This is a genomic window from Streptomyces sp. NPDC015171 (assembly GCF_043079545.1).
Classification (GTDB): Bacteria; Actinomycetota; Actinomycetes; order Streptomycetales; family Streptomycetaceae; genus Streptomyces.
The window spans coordinates 677,196-697,164 of sequence record NZ_JBIBUO010000003.1 but is presented as its reverse complement, the minus strand read 5'-3'; the positions used below and the strand labels follow the sequence as shown (position 1 = coordinate 697,164).

General features: G+C 73.9%; 17 protein-coding genes and 1 pseudogene. 8 read left to right on the top strand and 10 right to left on the bottom strand.

All coding sequences use genetic code 11. From position 1 onward, the window contains the following. Positions 1-78 precede the first annotated feature (78 nt). Together ACF073_RS11280 and fxsT are read left to right on the top strand one after the other, a co-directional pair. On the top strand, positions 79-1,176 hold the full coding sequence (locus ACF073_RS11280; protein WP_392068591.1) for an AAA family ATPase: 1,098 nt from the start codon (positions 79-81) through the stop codon (positions 1,174-1,176). A 76-nt stretch (positions 1,177-1,252) separates the two neighbouring features. Next, positions 1,253-4,405, top strand: coding sequence for an FxSxx-COOH system tetratricopeptide repeat protein (gene fxsT, locus ACF073_RS11275; RefSeq protein ID WP_392068590.1), 3,153 nt, complete (start codon positions 1,253-1,255; stop codon positions 4,403-4,405). 50 nt (positions 4,406-4,455) lie between these two features. On the opposite strand, the gene ACF073_RS11270 is transcribed toward fxsT, so the two are convergent. From ACF073_RS11270 to ACF073_RS11250, 5 genes are all read right to left on the bottom strand, one after another. Next, positions 4,456-5,367: an STM4011 family radical SAM protein gene (locus ACF073_RS11270; protein WP_392068588.1), complete on the bottom strand. Its 912-nt coding sequence runs from the start codon at positions 5,365-5,367 to the stop codon at positions 4,456-4,458. Between the two features lie 10 nt (positions 5,368-5,377). Next, entirely contained in the window at positions 5,378-6,727 is a 1,350-nt protein-coding gene (locus tag ACF073_RS11265) for an STM4012 family radical SAM protein (protein WP_392068586.1), read from the bottom strand. Next, positions 6,724-7,629, bottom strand: coding sequence for an STM4013/SEN3800 family hydrolase (locus tag ACF073_RS11260; RefSeq protein ID WP_392068939.1), 906 nt, complete (start codon positions 7,627-7,629; stop codon positions 6,724-6,726). Before ACF073_RS11260 ends, ACF073_RS11265 begins: the two co-directional genes overlap by 4 nt. A gap of 107 nt (positions 7,630-7,736) precedes the next feature. Then, positions 7,737-8,828 carry an STM4014 family protein gene (locus ACF073_RS11255; RefSeq protein ID WP_392068585.1) on the bottom strand — a complete coding sequence of 364 codons (1,092 nt, stop codon included), beginning with the start codon at positions 8,826-8,828 and terminating at the stop codon, positions 7,737-7,739. Between the two features lie 45 nt (positions 8,829-8,873). Continuing rightward, on the bottom strand, positions 8,874-9,830 hold the full coding sequence (locus ACF073_RS11250) for an STM4015 family protein (protein WP_392068583.1): 957 nt from the start codon (positions 9,828-9,830) through the stop codon (positions 8,874-8,876). Between the two features lie 167 nt (positions 9,831-9,997). Between ACF073_RS11250 and ACF073_RS11245 the strand changes: the two genes are divergently transcribed. Together ACF073_RS11245 and ACF073_RS11240 are read left to right on the top strand one after the other, a co-directional pair. Further along, entirely contained in the window at positions 9,998-10,324 is a 327-nt protein-coding gene (locus tag ACF073_RS11245) for a hypothetical protein (RefSeq protein ID WP_392068581.1), read from the top strand. A gap of 17 nt (positions 10,325-10,341) precedes the next feature. Further along, complete coding sequence (locus ACF073_RS11240; RefSeq protein ID WP_392068579.1) at positions 10,342-11,391, top strand: DUF6745 domain-containing protein; 1,050 nt, start codon at positions 10,342-10,344, stop codon at positions 11,389-11,391. Positions 11,392-11,497: 106 nt separating this feature from the next. Here the strand turns inward: ACF073_RS11240 and ACF073_RS11235 are convergent, their stop codons facing one another. After that, on the bottom strand, positions 11,498-12,001 hold the full coding sequence (locus tag ACF073_RS11235) for an HIT family protein (RefSeq protein ID WP_392068577.1): 504 nt from the start codon (positions 11,999-12,001) through the stop codon (positions 11,498-11,500). 151 nt (positions 12,002-12,152) lie between these two features. Between ACF073_RS11235 and ACF073_RS11230 the strand changes: the two genes are divergently transcribed. Then, positions 12,153-12,368: a hypothetical protein gene (locus ACF073_RS11230; RefSeq protein ID WP_392068575.1), complete on the top strand. Its 216-nt coding sequence runs from the start codon at positions 12,153-12,155 to the stop codon at positions 12,366-12,368. Between the two features lie 72 nt (positions 12,369-12,440). Beyond that, a complete protein-coding gene (locus tag ACF073_RS11225) occupies positions 12,441-12,866 on the top strand; it encodes a pyridoxamine 5'-phosphate oxidase family protein (protein WP_392068573.1) in 426 nt (141 codons plus the stop codon). A 40-nt stretch (positions 12,867-12,906) separates the two neighbouring features. Here the strand turns inward: ACF073_RS11225 and ACF073_RS11220 are convergent. The 3 genes and pseudogenes from ACF073_RS11220 to ACF073_RS11210 all read right to left on the bottom strand — a co-directional run. Then, positions 12,907-14,028 (bottom strand): annotated as a pseudogene (locus ACF073_RS11220) (LCP family protein); the annotation flags it as partial. A 65-nt stretch (positions 14,029-14,093) separates the two neighbouring features. Continuing rightward, the gene (locus ACF073_RS11215; protein WP_392068571.1) at positions 14,094-15,092 is read right to left on the bottom strand and encodes an SDR family NAD(P)-dependent oxidoreductase; all 999 of its coding nucleotides are present in this window, start codon (positions 15,090-15,092) and stop codon (positions 14,094-14,096) included. 34 nt (positions 15,093-15,126) lie between these two features. Next, positions 15,127-16,293, bottom strand: coding sequence for a glycosyltransferase (locus ACF073_RS11210; protein WP_392068569.1), 1,167 nt, complete (start codon positions 16,291-16,293; stop codon positions 15,127-15,129). A gap of 63 nt (positions 16,294-16,356) precedes the next feature. Here ACF073_RS11210 and ACF073_RS11205 point away from each other — a divergent pair, with 63 nt between their 5' ends. Continuing rightward, complete coding sequence (locus ACF073_RS11205) at positions 16,357-17,076, top strand: response regulator transcription factor (protein WP_392068567.1); 720 nt, start codon at positions 16,357-16,359, stop codon at positions 17,074-17,076. Then, complete coding sequence (locus tag ACF073_RS11200) at positions 17,073-18,476, top strand: ATP-binding protein (protein WP_392068565.1); 1,404 nt, start codon at positions 17,073-17,075, stop codon at positions 18,474-18,476. Before ACF073_RS11205 ends, ACF073_RS11200 begins: the two co-directional genes overlap by 4 nt. A 192-nt stretch (positions 18,477-18,668) precedes the next feature. Here the strand turns inward: ACF073_RS11200 and ACF073_RS11195 are convergent, their stop codons facing one another. Continuing rightward, entirely contained in the window at positions 18,669-19,853 is a 1,185-nt protein-coding gene (locus ACF073_RS11195) for a S1 family peptidase (protein WP_392068563.1), read from the bottom strand. Between the last annotated feature and the right edge of the window lie 116 nt (positions 19,854-19,969).

Sequence of the window (19,969 nt, the reverse complement as noted above, 5' to 3'; positions counted from 1 at the left end):
TTTCCGGGAGGATGGCAGAGCCGTCGGCCCATGGAAGACCAACGGCGGAGAAGGCCCGGTCGTCAAGAGGGGAAGCCCGTGACCACATCCAGCTCCGGCGGCACCGCCGGTCCGGACCACTCGACTCGTTCCCGCGCGGCCTGGGTGTACCACGGCACCGGTGTACCCCGTCCGGACATGGCCGACCTTCTGCCTCCTCCGCCCCCGTGGCGCAGCTTCCACGGCGGACCCGCTCTGGAACCGCCGCCCGGCGACGAGGACGAGGTGCGCCGCCGGCTGGGCCGCCCGGACCAGGCCGCCCACCTGGGTACGGACGAACTCGCCGTCGTCAACGCCGCGTTGATCCTGCGCCGCCCCCTGCTCGTCACCGGCCTCCCGGGCACGGGCAAGTCCACCCTGCCGTACCAGATCGCGTACGAGCTGGGCCTGGGACGGGTGCTGTACTGGCCGATCAGCAGCCGTACGACGCTGCTGCACGGCCTGTACCAGTACGACGCCATCGGCAGGGTGCAGGCCACCGCCACCTGGCGGGCGGGCGTATCCGGTCCGGGGTTCACCGGCGACGCGGTGGGGTCCGACCCGGCCGGTGCGGCCGAGCCGCCGTCGGTCGGCTCGTTCGTCGGCCTGGGGCCGCTGGGCACGGCGCTGCTGCCGTTCGACCGGCCGCGGGTGCTGCTCGTCGACGAGTTGGACAAGAGCGACATCGACCTGCCGAACGACCTGCTCAGTGTGTTCGAGGAGGGCAGCTACGAGATTCCCGAACTCGTGCGCTCCGAGGCGGAGACGGTCCAGGTGCGCACCGACGACCCGGACCGGAGAGCGCCGGTCCACAAGGGCCGGGTCCGGTGCCGGGCCTTTCCCATCGTGGTGATCACCAGCAACGGCGAGCGCGACTTCCCGCCCGCCTTCCTCCGGCGCTGCCTGCGGCTGGATCTGCCGCAGCCTTCGCCGGAGCGGCTGGCCGCCATGGTGGCGGCGCACTTCTCGCCCGAGACCGCCGGGCAGGCGTCGGGCCTCATCCAGCAGTTCCTGCGGCACAGCGCGGAGAACGGCGGGCTCGCCATCGACCAGTTGCTGAACGCCGTGCACCTGGTGACCAATGGCCGCTTCTCCATGGAGAGCGAGCACTGGGAGCCCTTGCTGGACGCGGTGTGGCGGGCCTTGAACGAATACTGACCACCACAGGTGACCGAGCACGATGTGCCGCATCGGCCCCGCCCCGTACGGAGGCCGTGGACTCGAAGAGGAAGCGATGGGTGATCCGCCGCGTATGCGCCCGGGCGAACTGACGGCCGCCGAGATCGCGGACGCCCTGTGGCTGAGGTCCGGACCGGCCCGGGAGAGCGTGCCGCCCGCCGACGTACCGGTCCCCCCTGCCTCCGGCACCGGCGAGAGCGACGACGGGCCCGCGCCCCCGGACCTGGATCCGCGCCCGGCGGCGGACCTTTCTCCTGCCGACGGCGTCCCGCCGACGGGGCGGTCCGGCGAACCGGTGGAGGCCCACGCGTCGCCCCGCCCCGCACCGGCCCTGCACGGCCCGGCCGCCGGAGGGGTCCGGGTGCCGACGCTCCCCACCCTGCCCAACACCCTCCTTCTGCAGCGGGCGTTGCGCCCGTTGCGGAGCCGGGGCTCGACGCGCCACCAGCTCCTGCTCGACGAGGAGGCCACCGCCCGGCGGGCAGTCGAGGACGAGCTGTGGCTGCCCCTGCTGCGCACCACCCCCACCCGCCCGTGGGCCGAGGCCGTGGTGATCACGGACACCAGCCCGTCCATGGGCATATGGCGGCAGACCGCACAGGAGTTCACTCGTCTGCTTCCGCAGCTGGACGTGTGCGACACCGTACGCACCGTGCAACTGGTCACGGAACCGCGACAGCAGGACGGCGCCGGGACCGGGGGCGTGCCGGTGCCGGGACTGCGCACCCGCACCGGCGTCCTGTCCGCCGCGTCACTCACCGCGCCGGCGGGCCGGCGGCTGCTGCTGGTCGTGACCGACGGGCTGGCGGCCGCATGGCGGTCGGGGGCCGTCGGGGCTCTGCTGCACCGCCTCGCCAGGACCCAGACGGTCGCCGTGGTCCATCTGCTGCCGGAGTCCTCGTGGCGGACGGGAGGCATCGCCACCGACCTGGTGGCGCTGACCGACCGGGCGGGCCGGCCGGGGAACGCGAGCCTGCGCTGGTCCATGCCGGCGCGGTGGCACGGCGACGGCCCTCGCCCCGGGCGGGACGAGGGACCGGCCCCGGAGGGGATTCCCGTGCCGGTCCTGGAACTCTCCCCGCTCGGTCTCGGCGGCTGGGCACGGCTGGTGGGCGGACGAGGCGGCGCGCATCCCGTACCGCTGCACGTGATGTGGGCGGCGCCGCGACCGCCCCAGGGGTCGGACCCCGACGAGTCCGACGCCGCCGGGACGGCACCGCCCACCGCCGAGCAGCGCGTCCAGCTGGCCCGCTCGACGTTGTCGCCCTCGGCGTTTCGGCTGGCCGTGGGGCTGGCCGCGGTACCGCTCGACCTGCCGACGGTCCTGTTCCTGCAGCAGAACCAGTTCCCCGAAACCCGCCTCCACCACCTCAGCGAAGTCGTGGCCAGCGGGCTGCTGCGGCACGTGCCGGTGCCGCGGCCCGGAACTGCCGCCGACCTTCCCTTCGACTTCCGGCCCGGGGTCCGCGAACAGCTGCTGCCGCTGACCACACGAGCAGAGACCGTGCGCGCCATTGACATGGTGTTGCGGGCGGCGCCTTCCGGATCACTCACGAGTGGCCAGCGATTCCTGCGGGCGGTGCTCGACGGGGGAGACCCCGCCCCGCCCGAGGCGGCTCCCGGCGAACGGGGCTCCCTCCAGCTGGCGGCGACCGTGCTGCGCGCGCTGTCGGGGCCGTATCTCGACTCTGCCGAGCGCGCCTTCGCCGCCCTGTCGGCTGACTCTGCGCCGGCGACCGTGTCCGCGGAGAGCGCATCGATCCGTTCGGCGACGGAGGGCGTCGTCGCTGCGGCGGACTCCGCGGCCGTGGCGGCCGGCCCGCCCGGCTCCCGGCCGGCGTCGGACCCGCGCCCGTCGCCGGAGCCGCGTCCGCCGTCGATCTGGGGTCCGGTGCCGCTTCGCAACGTCCACTTCACGGGGCGCGAGGAGCAACTCGGCGTGCTGCGCGAACGCCTCGGCCACGGGGAGTCGATGGTGAGCGCCGAGGTGGTCACCGGGATGGGTGCCGTCGGCAAGTCCCAGCTCGCCATCGAGTACGTGTACCGTCACGCCGCCGAATTCGACCTCGTCTGGTGGATCCGCGCCGAGACGCCCACCTCCGTCATCGCGGCGCTCCACGACCTGGCGAAGGCGCTGCGGCTGCCCCCGCCGCCCGATGCCGGCCCCCATGCCGTGGTCCCCCAGGTCCTCGAGGCACTGAGGGCCGGTGACGTGTCCCGGCGCTGGCTGCTGGTGTTCGACAGCGCGGAGTCCGTGGACAGGATCCGCCCGTTCCTGCCGAAGGGCGGCCCCGGCAGTGTCCTGATCACCACGCGCAACCCGCAGTGGGCCCAGGTGGCCCCCACCGTCGACCTGGACGTGCTGCCCCGGCAGGAATCCATCGCCCTGCTGCGTCGGCGCGGCCCCCATCTCGGCGCCGCCGAGGCGGATCGGCTCGCCGACGCCTTGGGCGATCTGCCGCTGGCGCTGGAGCAGGCGTCCGCCTGGCTGCGCGAGACGGGCATGCCCGTCCCGGAGTACCTGCGTCTGTTCGAGGCACGCCGCACCGAGTTGCTGGACATGTCGCCCCCGCACGACTACGAGACATCGGTCAGTGCCGCCTGGCGCGTCGCGGTGGCCAGAATCGCGGAGGAGGACCCGTCCGCGGCGCGGATGCTGTGGGTCCTGGCCTCGCTGGCACCGGCACCGGTACCGCTGGACCTGTTCGCTCGGCGTGACCCGGACCACGCGGCCGTGCTGGACGGTCTGCCCGCCGACCCCATCGGGGTGGGCCGCGCGCTGCGCACCCTCAACCGCTTCTCCATGCTGCGGATCGACCACTACTCCCGCTCCGTCCAGATGCACAGACTCGTCAGCGCGTTCGTCCGGGCGGACATGGATCTGGAGCAGAGTGCCCGTGCCCTCGACGCCTCCAGGCGGCTGCTGGCGGGGCTCGCGCCGGGCGCGGGCCTCACGCGCCACTTCCTGGCCTGCCGGGCCGCGGAGTCGTCCGCCCCCTCGGTCCGCGCGGCGGTCCTCGGACAGTTGCGGTGGCTCGCCGCACACGCGGAGGCCGAGGACGCACGGCACCCCGCGGACGCGGAGGAGGCCGACGAGGCGTACGCGCTCGCCCTCGCGGCGTACGAAGCCTGGCGCAGGCGTACGGACGAAGCGGCCGTGGAGGAGCTGGCCGCGCTCTCCCCCTACCTGCCTCCTCCGGAGCCCTGAACCGGCCATTGGAACGAGGTCTTCGCGGTGGAACCCGTGGCCGAGGTCGTTCAGGACCGGGCTCGCGGACGGCCCGGCTGGCGGGACGCTCTCGCCTGGACCCCCTGGTCACCCGAGTAGCCGCCCGCCGGCACGCGTTCCAGGACGCCGCCGGCGAAGACGTCGTACAGCGGGAGCGATTCGAGGTGGACGTAGCCGATGTGGCAGTCGCAGACGGCCAGGGGGCAGGGGCGCGGGCGCAGCGCCGATCGGTAGGAGCCGTCGTAGAGGTTGCCCAGCTCGGCGGGGACGAAGTGGCAGCGGCGCACGGTGCCCTCGCCGTCGACCGAGACGACCGACTCGCCGGTGCGGCAGGGCAGGCCGGCGCTGGCGTGCGGATGCCGGCTGTAGGCGAACAGCGGGTCCAGGTCCGTCCACACGGCGGCGTCCGCGTCGGTGTAGGTGTGGCCCTCCGCGGCGTTCACCCAGAGGTAGACGTGATCGGGCAGGTCGGCACGGAGCCGGCGGGCCTGCTCCAGATGCCCGGGCAGGCCCACGATCCCGACGCTGTACCGGATGCCACGCTCCGCCAGGTCACGGCACTTGCCCAGGAAGCGGTCGTACGGGGTCTGCCCCGGATGGTACGTGCACCACAGCGCCACCGTGTCGGGGTCGGCGTCGGCCAGCCAGTCCGTGCGGCAGCTGAGGTTGGTCTGGATGGCGACGCGGCGTACGTGCGGCAGGCGGGACAGGTCCACCAGGGCCCGCCGGTACCAGGAGCGGACCAGGCCCTCGCCCCACGGGGTGAACAGCACCGACAGCCGGTCGCCGGTCCAGGCGGCGGCCCAGCCGGTGAAGCGTTCCAGGGCCGCGCGGTCGGCGCGCAGCTGGGCGGTGCTGTCGCGCCGCTTGGCGAACGGGCAGTACGGGCAGTCGTAGTCGCAGGAGGCGAGGGGGCCGCGATAGAGGATCGTCAGGTCCATGCGGGCCGCCCTACTTGCGCTCGTACGCGGCCATCGCGGCCCGTACCGCCGGGGAGAACAGCTCCGGGCCGATCGCGTCGGAGTGCGCCAGGCCCTCCGGCGTGAGGCGCAGCCGCTGCGTACCGCTGTCCCGTTCCAGCCAGCCCCGCTCGGCGAAGCGGCTCAGTTCGGGGCCGAAGCAGTCGGCGGGGTCCTCGCCGAAGCGCGAGCGGTAGTCGGCGACGGCCAGACCGTCCGCCTGGAGCAGGGTCTGCAGGAGGTGGCGGCGGCGTGCCTCGTCCGGTGCCATGCGGCGGCCGTACTCGGCGCGGGCGAAGTCGGCCGCCGGGCGGCCCGCGTAGTCGTCGATGATGGCGCGGATCTCGTGCATGTCGACGGCATAGTCGAAGGAGTAGTGCAGATCGGCCGTGTACGAGCGGGCACCGCAGCCGAGTCCGATCATGCCGTCGGTCTGGCAGGCGTAGTCGTCCGCGCTCTGCGGCGGGGCGTCGGCGCGGCGGAACATGCGCATCGAGCTCTGCGCGTAGCCGTGGCTCAGCAGGTGGTCGCGGCCGAGGCGGTACAGGCGCAGGCGTTGTTCGTCCCAGGCGGGGTCCGCGTCGGGGCGCCGGCGGCCAAGGCCGGTCAGGGGGCGCACGTAGAGCGGGTAGAGGTACAGCTCCTCGGGGCGCCAGGCGAGGGCGGCGTCCAGCGAACGCAGCCAGCTGTCGTCCGTCTGGCCGTCGATGCCGTAGATCAGGTCGATGTTCAGCACCGGGATCGCCGCGTCCCGGATCCGGGCGAGGGCGGCCTCCACGTCCGCACGGCGCTGGGGGCGTACGGCGGCCCGGGCCTCGGCGTCCACGAAGCTCTGCACGCCGAGGCTGAGCCGGGTGGTGCCGCGTTCGGCCAGGACCGCCAGGCGGTCGGCGGTGGCCGTGGCGGGCGAGGCCTCGACGGACAGCGGGACCGCGCGCAGGTCGGCGCCCATCCGGTGCTCGGCTATGTCGCACAGCCGCTGGAGTTCGGCCGCGGTGAGGAAGGTGGGCGTGCCGCCGCCGAACGCGGCCGTCGCGAAACGGACTCCGGCCGTGTCGCCGAGGGCCTCGCGGACCGTCGTCGCCTGGCGTTCCAGGGCGTCGAGGTAGGCGGTGGTGAGGCCGTCGGGGGCGCCGATCCGGGTGAACAGGTTGCAGAAGCCGCAGCGGACCTCGCAGAACGGCACGTGCAGATAGAGGGAGAGGGTGTCCTTCGGCTCCCGCGCCCACAGGGTGCTGAGCAGGGGGCGGTCGGGCAGCCGGCGGTACGCCGTCTTGTGGGGGTAGGCGTAGACGTAGCTCTGGTACGGGCCGGCGTCGGTGAGGTGCGGTGCGAGTGTCATCGGGCGGCCTCGGCGGACGTGTGCTCCGGGTCCCGGCGGTCGCCCGGCACCTGGTCGGGGTCCTGGTCGGGGTCCTGGCCGGGGTCCTGTTCAGGGTCTTGGTCGGGGTCGAGGAAGAAGTGTGCGTAGGGCACGGTCCACACGGATTCATGGCCCAGGCGGTGTCCGGTGTAGCCGTCGTCCCCGTAGGCGGTGCCGTGGTCGGAGCAGACGATGGCGAAGCAGCGGCGCCTGCTGCTCATGGCGGCGAACAGGCGGCCGATGTACCGGTCCACGTACTCCAGCGCGGCGGCATGGGTCTCGCGGGTGTCGCCGGCCTCGCGGGTCGCGCCGGTGAGGTGGAACCAGTTGGGCTGGTGCAGGGCCGACACATTGACGAAGAGGAAGAGCCGCTGGCCGGCCGGGAGCCGGCGGACGACCTGCTCGGCGCACGTCACCTGCGACTCGAAGGAGGTGGGGGATGTGACGCCGAACTCCTGCTCCCAGTGGGACTCGTGGAACAGTCCGGGCAGGACCGAGCCGAGGGGGCCCTGCTTGTTGAAGAAGCCCACTCCCCCGATGCACACCGTGTGGTAGCCGGACCCGGCGAGGCCGGAGACGAGGTCCGGGGTGTCGTACACGTACGTGCCGTCGGCGGTGGTCTCGCTGCCGGCGAAGCGCGCCGCGAACAGCCGCGGGTGCGGGCCCGGGTGTGCCGGCGTCGGCAGGAATCCGGCGAAGATCGCCTGGTGGGAGGCGTAGGTGAAGCTGCCGGGGGCGTGCCGCTCCTCCCAGCGTCCGCCGGGGAGATGGCGGGCCAGGTGCGGGATCCGGCCTGCCGCCGCCAGCTCGGCCGCCACGTCGTGGCGCAGGGTGTCGAGGGTGACGAGCAGGATGTCGTGGCTGCCGACGATCCGGTTCATGTCCGGTTGCCCGCTGGTGCCCGAAGGCAGGTGCGGGGGCGTCGGGTCAGACGATGGCATGAGCGGTTCCCGTTCTGTTCTCGTGCGGGTGGTGCGGGTGGTGCGGGTCATGCTGGGGTGGGTGCGTGCCGGGCGACGGCGGCGGCCACCTGCGCGGCGTAGGTGTCCAGGCCCTCGGCGCCGCTGCCGGGCAGGCCGGTGAGCCGGGGCAGCAGATCGCCGAAGGCGTTGACCTCGCCGACGGCCACTCGCTGCCAGCCGATCGCCGGCAGCAGGTCCACGCCGACGCACAGGGTGCGCGGGAAGCAGGCAGCCGCCTGTTCGCACACGCCGAGGACGTCCGCCCAGCGGGCACCGGCCGCCGTCATGGCGGTGCGGACGGCGTCGAGGTCGCCCCGCCGGCCCCCGAGGTGGAGATTGGTCAGCGGGGACGCGCCGGTGCGCACGACGGCGTGGGTGGCCCGCCCGGCCACCACGACGACCCGCAGGTCGGCGGCGCGGCCCTGCTGGGACGCCTTGGGCAGCCAGCGCTCCACATGCAGTCCGTCGGGTGCCAGGGCGTCGACGATGGCCGCGATCCGCCGTTCGTCGTCGTAGCGACGGATCCGGAGGGAGTTGAACAGGTGGCCGTCCGGGGTGAGGTCGACGGAGGTGGTGGCCCGGATCCGGCCGCCGCCCGCCGACTCGACCGCGAGCACGCCGGACGCCGACGATCCGTGCGCGAGCTTCACGAACAGCCGCGGCATCCGGTGTTCCCGCATCAGGGCGCGCACGTCGTCCCAGCCGCGCACCGGTGCCGCGTCGGTGCCGGACGTGGGTGAGGCCGGGACGGGTACGCCGGCGGCGGCCAGCGCGGCATGGCAGCGCCGCTTGTCGAACAGGACGGCCAGCTCGTCCGGGTCGTCAAGGCGGACGCCGCCGCGCAGGCCGCGCACCGCGGCCAGCAACGAGGCGTACCAGCGGGCCGAGCCCTCCACCCGGGCGGGGTCCTCGGCGCCGCGCAGCAGCCGGTCGACGTCCGCGTCCTCGCCCGGGGAGTCGAGCCGGACGAGTTCACCGGCGGCGAAGTCGGCCCCGCCGGCGCGCAGTACCTCCGCCCAGGCGACGATCCGCGGAGCGGGCAGGCCCGCGGCACGCACCGCCTGGTCGAAGAGCGCGACGCGGCGGTTGCCGGGGTTGCCGACCACCGCGAAGCGCACCGCGCCGGACCCGGGCGCGCGAGGGTCTTCGGGTCGCGGGGTCACCTACTCGCCCACGGACACGTAGCGCCACACCGTGCCGTCCTCCTCCTCGTCCTCCTCGGCGTCGTCGCGGTCGAGGTTCAGCTCGACCCCCGCGGGCTCCAGGGTCTGCCGGAGGCGGTCCAGGAGCGGCTCGCTGACGTAGTGGTAGTGCAGGTCGAGCTTCCGCAGGTGGGTGAGCGGCTGGCCGCCGAGAAGGGCCGCCGCGCCCTCGTCGGTCAGCACCCCCATGGAGAGGTCCAGGCTCTCCAGACGGGCGACCACCGGGGCCGACGCGACGGCCGCGGCGACGGCGTCCTGCATCTCGCTGTTGCGCAGCGCCAGGTGGCGCAGGCGCGGCAGGCGGGCCCCGGAGAGGATCGGCTCAAGGTCGGCGGCCTCGCTGTCGCCGCCGTAGTCGGGCGTGCCGAGCCACAGGTCCAGGTGCTCGAGCGCGGGCAGGTCACTGGCGCCGACTCCGCGCACCACCTCCGCGCCCAGCCCGCCCGTCTCCATCGTCAGCCTGCGCAGCGCGGTGTGGCGCAGGGCGGGGAACTCCAGGCCCGATCCGCCGCGGACGCCGAACTCCTCCAGGTCGGGGAAGCCGGCCAGGAGCGGTGTGACGTCCCGCTGGTTGATCCAGGAGATCTCGCACTCCTCCGACTCCATGTGGCCGAGGAATATCGCGCGCAGTGCGGGGAGCCGGTCCCGGGCGGCGAGCAGCGCCTCGATGACGGCCGCCGGATCGGTGTCGTACGCCTCCTTCCAGGCTCCGACGATCAGCGCGCGGACCCGGGTGGTGTCGACCGTGTCCAGGAAGCGGGCGAACACGGCCTCCCACTCCTCGTCGCCGTCGTACACATCGGCGGCCACCCGCCAGGCGACCCCTTCCGGTTCGGGCAGGTCCCGCTCGGGTTCCGCGTCCGGGAACGTGTACACGGGCAGCCCGTGGAAGACGTGCGGGTTGTCACCAAGGGTCATGCTGCTGCTCCCGGAACTGGAGTGAAAGCGGGCTGATGTCCGAAGTTCTACCAACAGCCACTGACAGCGCCGAGCGGCGGGGGCTTCTTCGGGGCGTTGTCAGTGGCGGCCCCTACTGTCGCTGTCACGGAGGCGGTGCGGAGTGCGCCGCGACGAGGGGAGCGTTCATGTACCGGCAGGGAGACGTCCTGCTCGTGCCCGTGGCCGACGAGGCGGTTCCGGACCATGTGGCGAGCGCGCCGCGGGAGTCGAGGGACGGACGGGGGCGGCTCGTGCTGGCCCTGGGCGAGGTCACGGGCCACGCCCACGCCGTCGTGGGCCCGGGTGAGCTGGTGCGCGAGCCCGGCGCGTCCGGTCCGATGCTGCTGCGTCTGCCCAGGGGCGGACGGGTCGTGCACGAGGAGCACGCGGCGATCGCCCTGCCCGTGGGCTGGTACCGGGTGGTCAGGCAGCGGGAGTACGTGCCCGGTTCCGTGCGGGTCGTGGCGGACTGAGGGTGAGGGGGCGGACGATGACACGGGAGCAGACGCGGGTGCGGACACCGATCGCTGCGTACGGGGAGACCGAGCGGGACGTGGTCGCGCGGTGGCGTGCGCTGGCCGCCTCGACGGCTCCGGCCGACCGGGAGCGCGCGGAGGCCGGCGTCCGGCTGGCCTACCGCCGGGCGGGGTTGCCCGAACCGGAGCGTGTGGTGTGGGCGGGTTCGCCGCGCGAGGGGGTCGCGCTGGTGCGGGCCCTGCCCGACAGGGGCCGAAGCGTGCGCGAGGCGGTGCGCAGTGCCCCATGGGCGGCCGAACGGCAGCGGCTGTACGAGGAACTGGGCGCCGGTGGATGGGCCGCCCGCTGGGCGGCAACCGGTGGGCGGCTGTGGAATCCCACCCAGGCGCTCGTCGACCGGATCCGCGCGGGCGTGCTGGCCGAGTTCGGCGGGGACCCGCAGGTCCGGCTCGTGCTCCTCGACGCTGTCCTGGGCCAGCACGACGCACCGTGGCTCGCGGCGTTCTCCGACCGTCCCGACGGGCCCCTGGGCGGGCTCGCCGAAGTGTGCCGCGGCGCGGGCTGGTGGTGGCCGTTCGAGAAGGTCGCCGTCGTCTGCGAACGGCCCTCGGCCCTGCACCGGGACGAGGCGGGCAGTGTGGACCGCGGCGACGGCCCGGCCCTCGCCTTCCCCGACGGGTTCGCCCTGCACGCGTGGCGGGGCATGCCGGTCGAGCCGTCCTTCATCGAGGAGTTGCGGACGCTCGCACCCGAGCGCATCCGGTCCGAGGAGAACGCCGAACTGCGCCGGGTGATGCTGGAGTTCTACGGCTACGACCGCTACCTCGCCGACTCGGGGGCACAGCCGGTGCACAAGGACGAGACCGGCACCCTGTGGCGGGTCGCCCTGGACGGCGACGAACCGGTGGTGATGGTGGAGGTGGTCAACTCCACGCCGGAGCCGGACGGTTCGTACCGCACCTACTGGCTGCGGGTGCCGCCGAGGACGCGTACGGCCCGGGAGGGGGTCGCCTGGACCTTCGGCCTGGACGCCTCCGCCTACGCGCCGCTGTGCGAGACATGAACCGACCCGGCACCGGAAGCGGCGGACTCACAACGGCCGTCGCGGCAGGGCGGCCCGCCCGGCCCGCGGCGCCATGACGCCCCCGGTCCCTCAGGCCCGTGCACCGTCAGGACGCCGGACCGCCGGACCCGCAGGCCACCGAATGCGGCCGAGTCAGTTCGCCGCCGATCTCCTGCCGCAGCGCGTCATGTTCCGGACCCAGCCTGTACCGCTCGTCACGCCAGCGCTCGGGCGGGTACAACCACACCGGCTTGCCCACCAGTTCCGCCGGCTCCCACTCGAACCGGGGCCAGACATGAGCGTGCAGGAAGGGGTCCGTGTTGCCCAGGATCTCCAGGTTGACCCGGCGGAAGGCGGGGTCGAGGCGCCGGCACGCCCGCTCCACCGCTTCGCCGAGCCGGTCCATGTCGGAGAGAAACGCCAGCCGCTTGGCCCTCGGCAGATCGGACAGGCGGTCCACGCCGGGTTCGTCCACGAGGAGAACGGAGTAGCCGGGCAGGAACTGGACGTCGCCGATCACCGCGAATCCCGCGTCGAGCCGTCGCAGTACCGTCGGGTTCTCGCCGCGCAGGGCGGCGCCGATCCGGTCCGTCCGCCAGTCATTCGTCATGGCCCCAACATAGTCGCAGGTGACGGGCGCTCGATCTGCGCCGCGGACAGGGCCATCAGGGTGGCCTCGGGCCGTGTCGGGCGGGCGGTGCGTGCCCGGTTGGCCATGCTGGGCCGGGAGCGGCACCCTGAGCGGCGACAAGGAGCACTGCATGCCGACCGATCCGGTGGGACGATTCCTGACGGCGCTTGACCCCGACCACCGGGAGGCCGTCGGCGCGAAACCACGCGCGGAGCAGGAGCAGCTCGCGGCGGCGTGGGAGCGGGAGCTGGAGGCGGACGACGAGCTGGACACGCTGGACGAGCTGTCCCCGCCGGCGGCGGAGGCCGAGGCGGCCCGACGCGTCATGGCGCGCGAAGAGGGCTGACACCCAGGCGGCGTACAAGTCGTTCGCCGTCGGGCGTGAACAACCGGTGCGGTCGGCGTTAGGGTCGACTGCGTGACACTCTCCCCACAAGAACGTGAGCGGTTTCTGGCGGAGCCTCACATCGGCGCGCTGTCCGTCGTCGAACGACCGGACCGCGCCCCGCTGACGGTTCCCATCTGGTACCAGTACACCCCGGGCGGCGAGCTGTGGGTGCGTACCGGCCCCGATTCCCGCAAGGCGCGGGCGATTCGGTCAGCGGGGCGCTTCAGCCTGATGGTGCAGCGCACCGCGCCCACCGTGCGCTACGTGTCGGTGGAGGGGCCGGTGACCAGAACGGCGCCGGACAGTGACGAGCTGTCCTGGGAGATGGCCGCGCGGTACCTCCCCCAGGACAAGGTCGCGGCCTTCGTGGAGTACGACCGGACCCGGCTGGGTGAGCACGGCATCATCTACATGCGGCCCGAGCACTGGGTGTCGGCCGACCTGGGCGGGTTCTGAGGCCCTAGCCGCCGGATCCGTACGACAGCCGGGAGCACGGGTCCTCGTCGGCCGAGCGGGTGTTGCCGTTCGAGGAGTGCCCGCCGTGGTGCCTGCCGGGGGCCTGCCGGTCGTCCTTCAGCAAGGCCCACAGCCGGGCGGCGTCGGGTTCGACGACGGCGACGCGGTTGCCGTCGTAGCGCCAGGGGATCGTCACGAAGGTCGTGCGGTGCAGGTCGAGATCCTTGAGCGACATGGCGAAGGAGACGAGTCTGCTCGCCGAGGCGAGGCCCGGGTCGACGGTGAGGGACCGCGTGGCGGCGTCCGCGAGGGGCAGGAGCTTCGTCGGGGTGAGACCGTCCGACTTGATCTTGTTGAGCAGGGCGGCGACGAACGCCTGCTGGCGTCTGATCCGGCCGATGTCCGAACCGTCCCCGATGCCGTGCCGGATCCGCACGTAGTCCAGGGCGCGCTGTCCTGACACCGTCTGCTCTCCCTTGTGGAACAGCAGCGCGCCGGGGGTGGTGCGATGGGGGTCGAGATCGTTCTCGTGGATGTCCTGGGGCATGCACACCTTCACGCCGCCCACCGCCTCGGTGAGGGCGGCGAAGCCCTTGAAGTCGACCACGATCGTGTGGTCCACGCGCAGTCCGGTGAGGTGCTCGACGGTGTTCTGGGTGCAGGCCGGGTTTCCGTGGGCGGTCTCGCCGACGGAGTAGGCCGTGTTGAACGTGGTGTGCGGCCGGGTCCTGGTCCAGGTGCCGTCGGGGAGCCGGCAGGGCGGGAGGGTCACGAGGGTGTCGCGCGGGATCGAGACGGCGGTGGCGTGCCGCCGGTCGGCGAAGACGTGCAGCAGCAGCGCGGTGTCGGAGCGGCCCACGTCCTGCGTGTCGCCGCCGCCGAGCGCGCTGTTGCCGCCCGTGCGGGCGTCGGAGCCGATCACCAGGACGTTCTCGCCGCTCGACGCGCCGGCCCGAGGACGGTTCCCGGCGATTCCCGAGGCGTCGAACGACTCGATGTTGCGGCTCAGCCGCAGGAGCGTCCAGCCCAGCACGGCCGTGCCGAGCAGGACGAGCCCGGTCAGGGCCAGGGCGGCCCTGCGGAGTCCCGTGCGGCGCCTGCGCCGGCGGCGGGACCGTTTCGTATGACGGCTCATGGCCGCTCCTTCCGTGTCTTCTCGCATTCCTCGGGGTCCCCGGCGGGGGGCCGTGGCGGACGGCGGCCCCCCGGGGAGGGGCGAGGAGGCGGTCAGACCGCGTAGCGGCCGGGGGCGAACAGGTGGAGGTTGTCGCGGACCCAGTCGGAGGTGCGGCGCAGCCCCTCGTCGAGGGTGACCTCGGGCTTCCAGGAGGCCCAGGTGCGGGCGCGGGAGTTGTCCGAGAGCAGCCGGTGGACCTCGCTGCCGGCCGGGCGCAGGCGGGCCTCGTCCACGACGATCTCCGCGTCCTGCCCCGAGACGGCGATGAGCTTGCGGGCCAGGTCGCCGATGGCGATCTCCTCGCCGGTGCCGAGGTTGACGACGTCGCCGAGCGCCCGGTCGCAGCGCGCCACGGCGAGGAAGCCGTTGGCGGTGTCGGTGGCGAAGGTGAAGTCGCGGGTGGGGGTCAGCGAACCGAGGCGTATCTCGCGGGCGCCGGAGTGCAGTTGGGCGAGGATGGTGGGGATGACGGCGCGGGCGGACTGGCGGGGCCCGTAGGTGTTGAAGGGGCGTACGACCGTCACCGGCAGGTCGAAGGCGTGGTGGTGGGAGAGGACCATCATGTCGGCGCCGATCTTGGACGCCGAGTACGGGGACTGCGGCTGGAGCGGGTGGTCCTCGGCGATCGGGACGGTCAGGGCGGTGCCGTAGACCTCGCTGGTGGAGGTGTGCACGAGGCGGCGGACCTGGTGGCGGCGGCAGGCCTCGGCGATGTTCTCGGTGCCGGTGACGTTGACGGCGACGTAGGCGCCCGGGGAGTCGTAGCTGTAGGGGATGCCGATGAGGGCGGCGAGGTGGAAGACGGTGTCGCAGCCGGCCACGGCGTCCATCACCCGTCCCGGATCGCGCACGTCGCCGGCGATCAGCTCCACCCGGGGGTGGTCCAGGAGGTGGGCGAGGTTGCCCTTCTCCGCGTACGGCTTGTAGTGCACGAAGGCGCGGACCGTGGCACCCCGGGCGAGGAGGAGGTCGACCAGGGTGGAGCCGATGAACCCCTCGGCTCCGGTGACCAGGACGGTGCGGCCGTGGAAGAAGTCGTTCGTGTGCATGGCGGGGCCTTTCTCTCGGTGCGGCAGGGAGGTGTCAGAGCGCGGTCGGGACGGGGACGGGCAGGGGGTGGCCGGCGAGCCGGAGGACCTTGAGGGCCAGCCGGTCGGCGGCGTCCCGGTGGTGGGTGTCGATGCCTGCCGCGCCGGCGGCGCGGGCCATGGCGCCGAGCCGCCGCGGGTCGTCGAGCAGGGAGCCGGCGAGCGCGCCGAGCGACGCGGCGGTGGTGTCCTCGTCCCGCAGCAGTACCCCCGCCCCGATCTCGGTGAGCGTGCGGGCGTTGTGGGTCTGGTGGTCGCCCGGGGCGTGCGGGTAGGGGACGAGGACGGCGGGCAGGCCGATGGTGGCCAGTTCGGCGACGGTCGCCGAGCCCGCGCGGCAGATCACCAGGTCGGCGGCGGCGTAGGTCTGGTCGATGTGGTCCAGGTAGGGCACCGCGTCGGCGACCCGGTCGGCGCCGGTGGCGCGCAGCCGGGCCCGGGCCGCGTCCAGGGCCGCGGGTCCCGTCTTGATCAGGAGCCGTACGTCGGTGCGGTCCCGCCAGTGTTCGGCGAGGCCGACGGCCGCCTCGGTGAGCCGGGCGGCACCCAGGCTGCCGCCGTTGACCAGGAGCAGCCGGGTGTGTGCAGGAATGCCGAGGGCGCGGCGGGCCTCCGCGCGCTGGGCCTCGCGGTCGAGGGAGGCCAGCGGTCCTGACAGCGGCATGCCGACGAGTTCGGGGCGGCTGGACGCGGGCAGCCGCGTCCCGCCGGCCGCGAAGGCGAGCGCGACGTGCGGGGTGAGCCGGGCGGCGAAGGCGTTGGCCCGGCCGGGCACCGCGTTCGACTCGTGGATGAGGCTGGGCAGGCCGGCGAGGCGGGCGCCGAGGATGACGGGCGCGCTCGGGTAGCCGCCCATGCCGACGGCGACCTGCGCGCGCTGTTCCCGCAGGATGGCGCGGCACTGGCCGGCGGACTTCAGCAGCGCGGCGGGCAGGGTGAAGCGCTTCGCGCCGAGCGAGCGGTCGAAGGGGATCATGTCGACCGTGTGGAGCCGGTGTCCGGCCCCGGGTATCAGCCGGGTTTCCAGGCCGCGCTCGGTCCCCACGAACGAGATCACCGCGTCGGGCACCCGGCGGCGCAGCGCCTCGGCGAGCGCGAGCCCGGGATAGATATGGCCGCCGGTGCCCCCGGCACCGATCACGACGGAGAGCGGAGTTTCCATGCCCCGCACGGTCCCGGCCGGTTCTAAGAGGCTTCTAAGAGGCCTCTTTGGCAGGCTGGGTCCATGAACGACGCAGCTCAGGACCCGTCCCCCGCCGTCGCCGCCCGTCTGTTGGTGGTGGACGACGATCCGGAGGTACGTGCCGCCCTGGAGGACGGGCTGGCCTTGGAGGGTTTCACCGTCCGGGGCGCGGCGGACGGGCACGCCGCGCTGGCGGCGGTGGCGGAGTGGGAGCCGGACGCCCTGGTGCTGGACGTGATGATGCCGGTGGTGGACGGGCTCGCCGTGTGCCGGCGGCTGCGGGCGATCGGCGATCGTACGCCGATCCTGGTGCTCACCGCGCTCGACGCGGTCAGCGACCGGGTGGACGGTCTGGACGCGGGCGCCGACGACTACCTGGTGAAGCCGTTCTCGCTGGACGAGCTGGCGGCGCGGCTGCGCGCCCTGCTGCGCCGGGCGGGCCCCGGTGAGCCGCCGGAGCCGGGCGGGCTGCGCTTCGCCGACCTGACCGTGGACCCCGAGAGCCGTACGGCGGTGCGGGCGGGGCGGCGCCTGGAGTTCACCCGTACCGAGTGGGCCCTGCTCGACCTGTTGCTGCGCCACCCCGGCCAGGTGCTGGAACGGGAGACGATCATGCGCTGGGTGTGGGGGCGGGACCTCGGCCCCGACTCCAACTCGCTGGCCGTCTACATCGGGTATCTGCGCCGCAAACTGGAGGCGGGCGGCGCCTCGCGGCTCGTGCACACGGTGCACGGCATCGGCTACACGCTGGACGAGCGGTGACCCGGCCCCGCCGGCACCGCCGGCCTCCGCTGCGCCGCCGTCTCGCGCTCACCGCCTCCGCCGCGGTGGCCGGCGTCGCGCTGGCGGTGTGCGCGGGCGCCTACGCCGTCACCGTCTACACCCTGCACCGGCAGTTCAACCTGCAGCTCACCCAGGCGGCGACACTGGCGGTCCAGCAGTACCAGAAGCAGGGGCCCGGGGTGCAGGCCGGCGAGTGCCGGTACCTGGCCGCGCCCGCATGCGCCCAGCTCGTGCCCGAGTCGGCCGGGGACGATCCGCGGGAGAGCTATCTGCTGCCCGTCACCGACGCGGTGCGCCAGGTCGCCGCTCGCCGTCGGGCGCCGTACTACAGCACGGCCTCGGTCGCCGGTCACCCGGTGCGGGTGCTCACCACCCCGGCCCGGGAGGGGCTGGCGATGCAGGTGGCGCTCCGCTCCGACGGGGTCCGGCGGGCCGAGCGCCAGGTCGCAGGGCTGCTGGCGGGGATCGGCGGGGCCGGGGTGCCGGTGGCCGCCCTGCTGGGTTACTGGGTGTCCCGTTCGGGTCTTGCCCCGGTGACCCGGCTGACCTCGACGGCGGAGCAGATCACCACCACCCGCGATGCCGGGCTGCGCATCGAGCTGCCGCCCGGACCGCGCGGCCGGGAGGACGAGATCACCCGGCTGGCGGTCAGCTTCAACACCATGCTCGACGCCCTGGAGGAGTCCCTCGCCGCGCAGCGCCGACTGGTCGCTGACGCCTCGCACGAGCTGCGCACCCCGCTGACGGCGCTGCGCGCCAACGCGGAGATCCTGCTGCGGGCCGAACAGCTGACCCCGCGCCAGCGGGAGCGGGCGACGGGCGCGCTCACCCGGCAGCTGCGGGAGGTGACCACCATGGTCAACGACCTGATCGACCTGGCGCGTGACGAGGAGCCGCTGCAGGCCCTTGAGCTGGTCCGTCCCGCGGACCTGCTGGAGCACTCCGTGACCACCGCCCGCGACCACTGGCCGCACGTCGTCTTCGTCCTCGACACCGCGCGCCCGGCCGCGTCCGCCCTGGCGGCGGCGGTGCCGAGCCGGCTGACGCGGCTGTTCTCCAACCTCCTGGACAACGCGGCGAAGTTCTCCCCGCCCGGCGGGCAGGTCGAGGTGGCCGCGCTCCGGGCCCCCGGCGCCGACCGGCTGGAGATCACCGTCCGCGACCACGGCCCCGGGATCGACGCCGCCGACCTGCCCCATGTCTTCGACCGCTTCTACCGGGCCCGGGCCGCTCGCGCCCTGCCCGGCTCCGGCCTGGGCCTGGCCATGGCCCGCCAGATCGCCCAGACGCACGACGCCGAGCTGACGGCCCATCAGGCGCCGGGCGGGGGTGCCCTGTTCCGTCTGGTCCTGCCGGTCGACCCGCGGTCCGGGGACTGAGCCCGCCCCGCCGGGCGGCCCTCGGGTGCAGGCGGTTCATCCGTCCGTCCCCGGCCGTCAGCGCCCCGGCACACCGGCCCGGGTGCGCCGGCCCGGGTGCGCCGGTCCAGCCGCGGCGCGGCGCCGCGGGCGGGGTTCCGCGGCTGCGCGCGCGGAACCCCGGTGCGACCGCGTGTGGTCGGTGCGCGTCGGTCAGCCGGTGTAGGTGTGCAGGGTCAGGCCGTACCGGTTGAGGATCTCGTTGACCGGCTGGAACCAGGTCTCGCCGCCGCCGGAGCAGTTGCCCCAGCCGCCGGAGGTGACGCCCTGTGCCTGGTCGCCGCTGATGAAGGAGCCGCCGGAGTCGCCGGGCTCGGCGCAGACGCTCGTCTTCGTCAGCTCGTGCACCACCGAGCCGTCGCTGTAGTTGACGGTCTCGTTCTGGGCCAGCACGGTCCCGCAGTGCCAGTGCGACGTGGATCCCGAGCGGCAGACGGAGGAGCCGACGGGCGCCACGGCCGAGCCGCGCACCAGCTGGTCGGAGACCGTGCCCCAGCCCAGGACGACGGGCACCGTCCACCAGCCGCTGCCGACGCTCACCCAGGCGTAGTCGTTGTCCGGGAAGGAGGAGCCCTGGAAGGTTCCGATGTAGGAGCCGTCCCAGCCGCTGACGCCGGCGCCCGGCCGTCCGCAGTGCCCGGCGGTGACGAAGCCGCCGTACACCGAGAAGCCGATGGAGCAGCGGACGTTGCCCGTGTAGTAGGGGTCGCCGCCGACCGTTCCGGCGGCGAAGGTGCGCGCGGCGGCCGTGACGGTCCTGACGGTGACGGGACCCGCCGTGCGGGCCCGGGCGACGAAGCGCCGGACATCGTTGTCAGCCCGCTCGCCGCGTACGACGTCGACGACGACCGTGCCGGCCGCCGGATCGACGTGCCACCCGCTCACCCCCGAGGGGGCCGGCATCCGGTCGATGCGCGCCTTGGCGGTGTCCAGTTGGCGGGCGCTGTGCGCGACGGTACGGACGTCGGCCCCGGCCGCCCGCACCGCCGTACGGACGGACTCCGGGGCGTCCGGCGTGAGCGCCACGGTCAGGCGCCCGTTCGCGGCGTCGAACCAGGAGCCGCCGTAGGCGTCGCCGGCCGCCCGGCGCACCTTCGGAGCGAGGGTCTCGGCGGCCCGTTCGGCCGCGATGCGCGCCGCGGCCTGTTCGCGGGTGAGGCCGAGATCGCGCTGCATGGCGGTCACGATTCCGTCGGCGGCGGGCCTGGCCGCGGCCGACGCCCCGGCCGGTCCGCCGGCGGAGCCGGTCGCCGCGGCGGGGAGCGTGCCCGCCGCGCTCAGACCGCCGAGGACCAGGAGCGCGGCCAGCGCGGCACGCGTGATTCTTCTGCGTCTCATGGGAGTTGCCCTTCGTCGTTCCAGGGGTGGGGGTGGAACAGCAGATTCCTGAGAGCGCTCTCATTCTTGGCGGGGCAGAGCCTAGTCCCTGCCGTACATCAGGTCCATGCCAATGC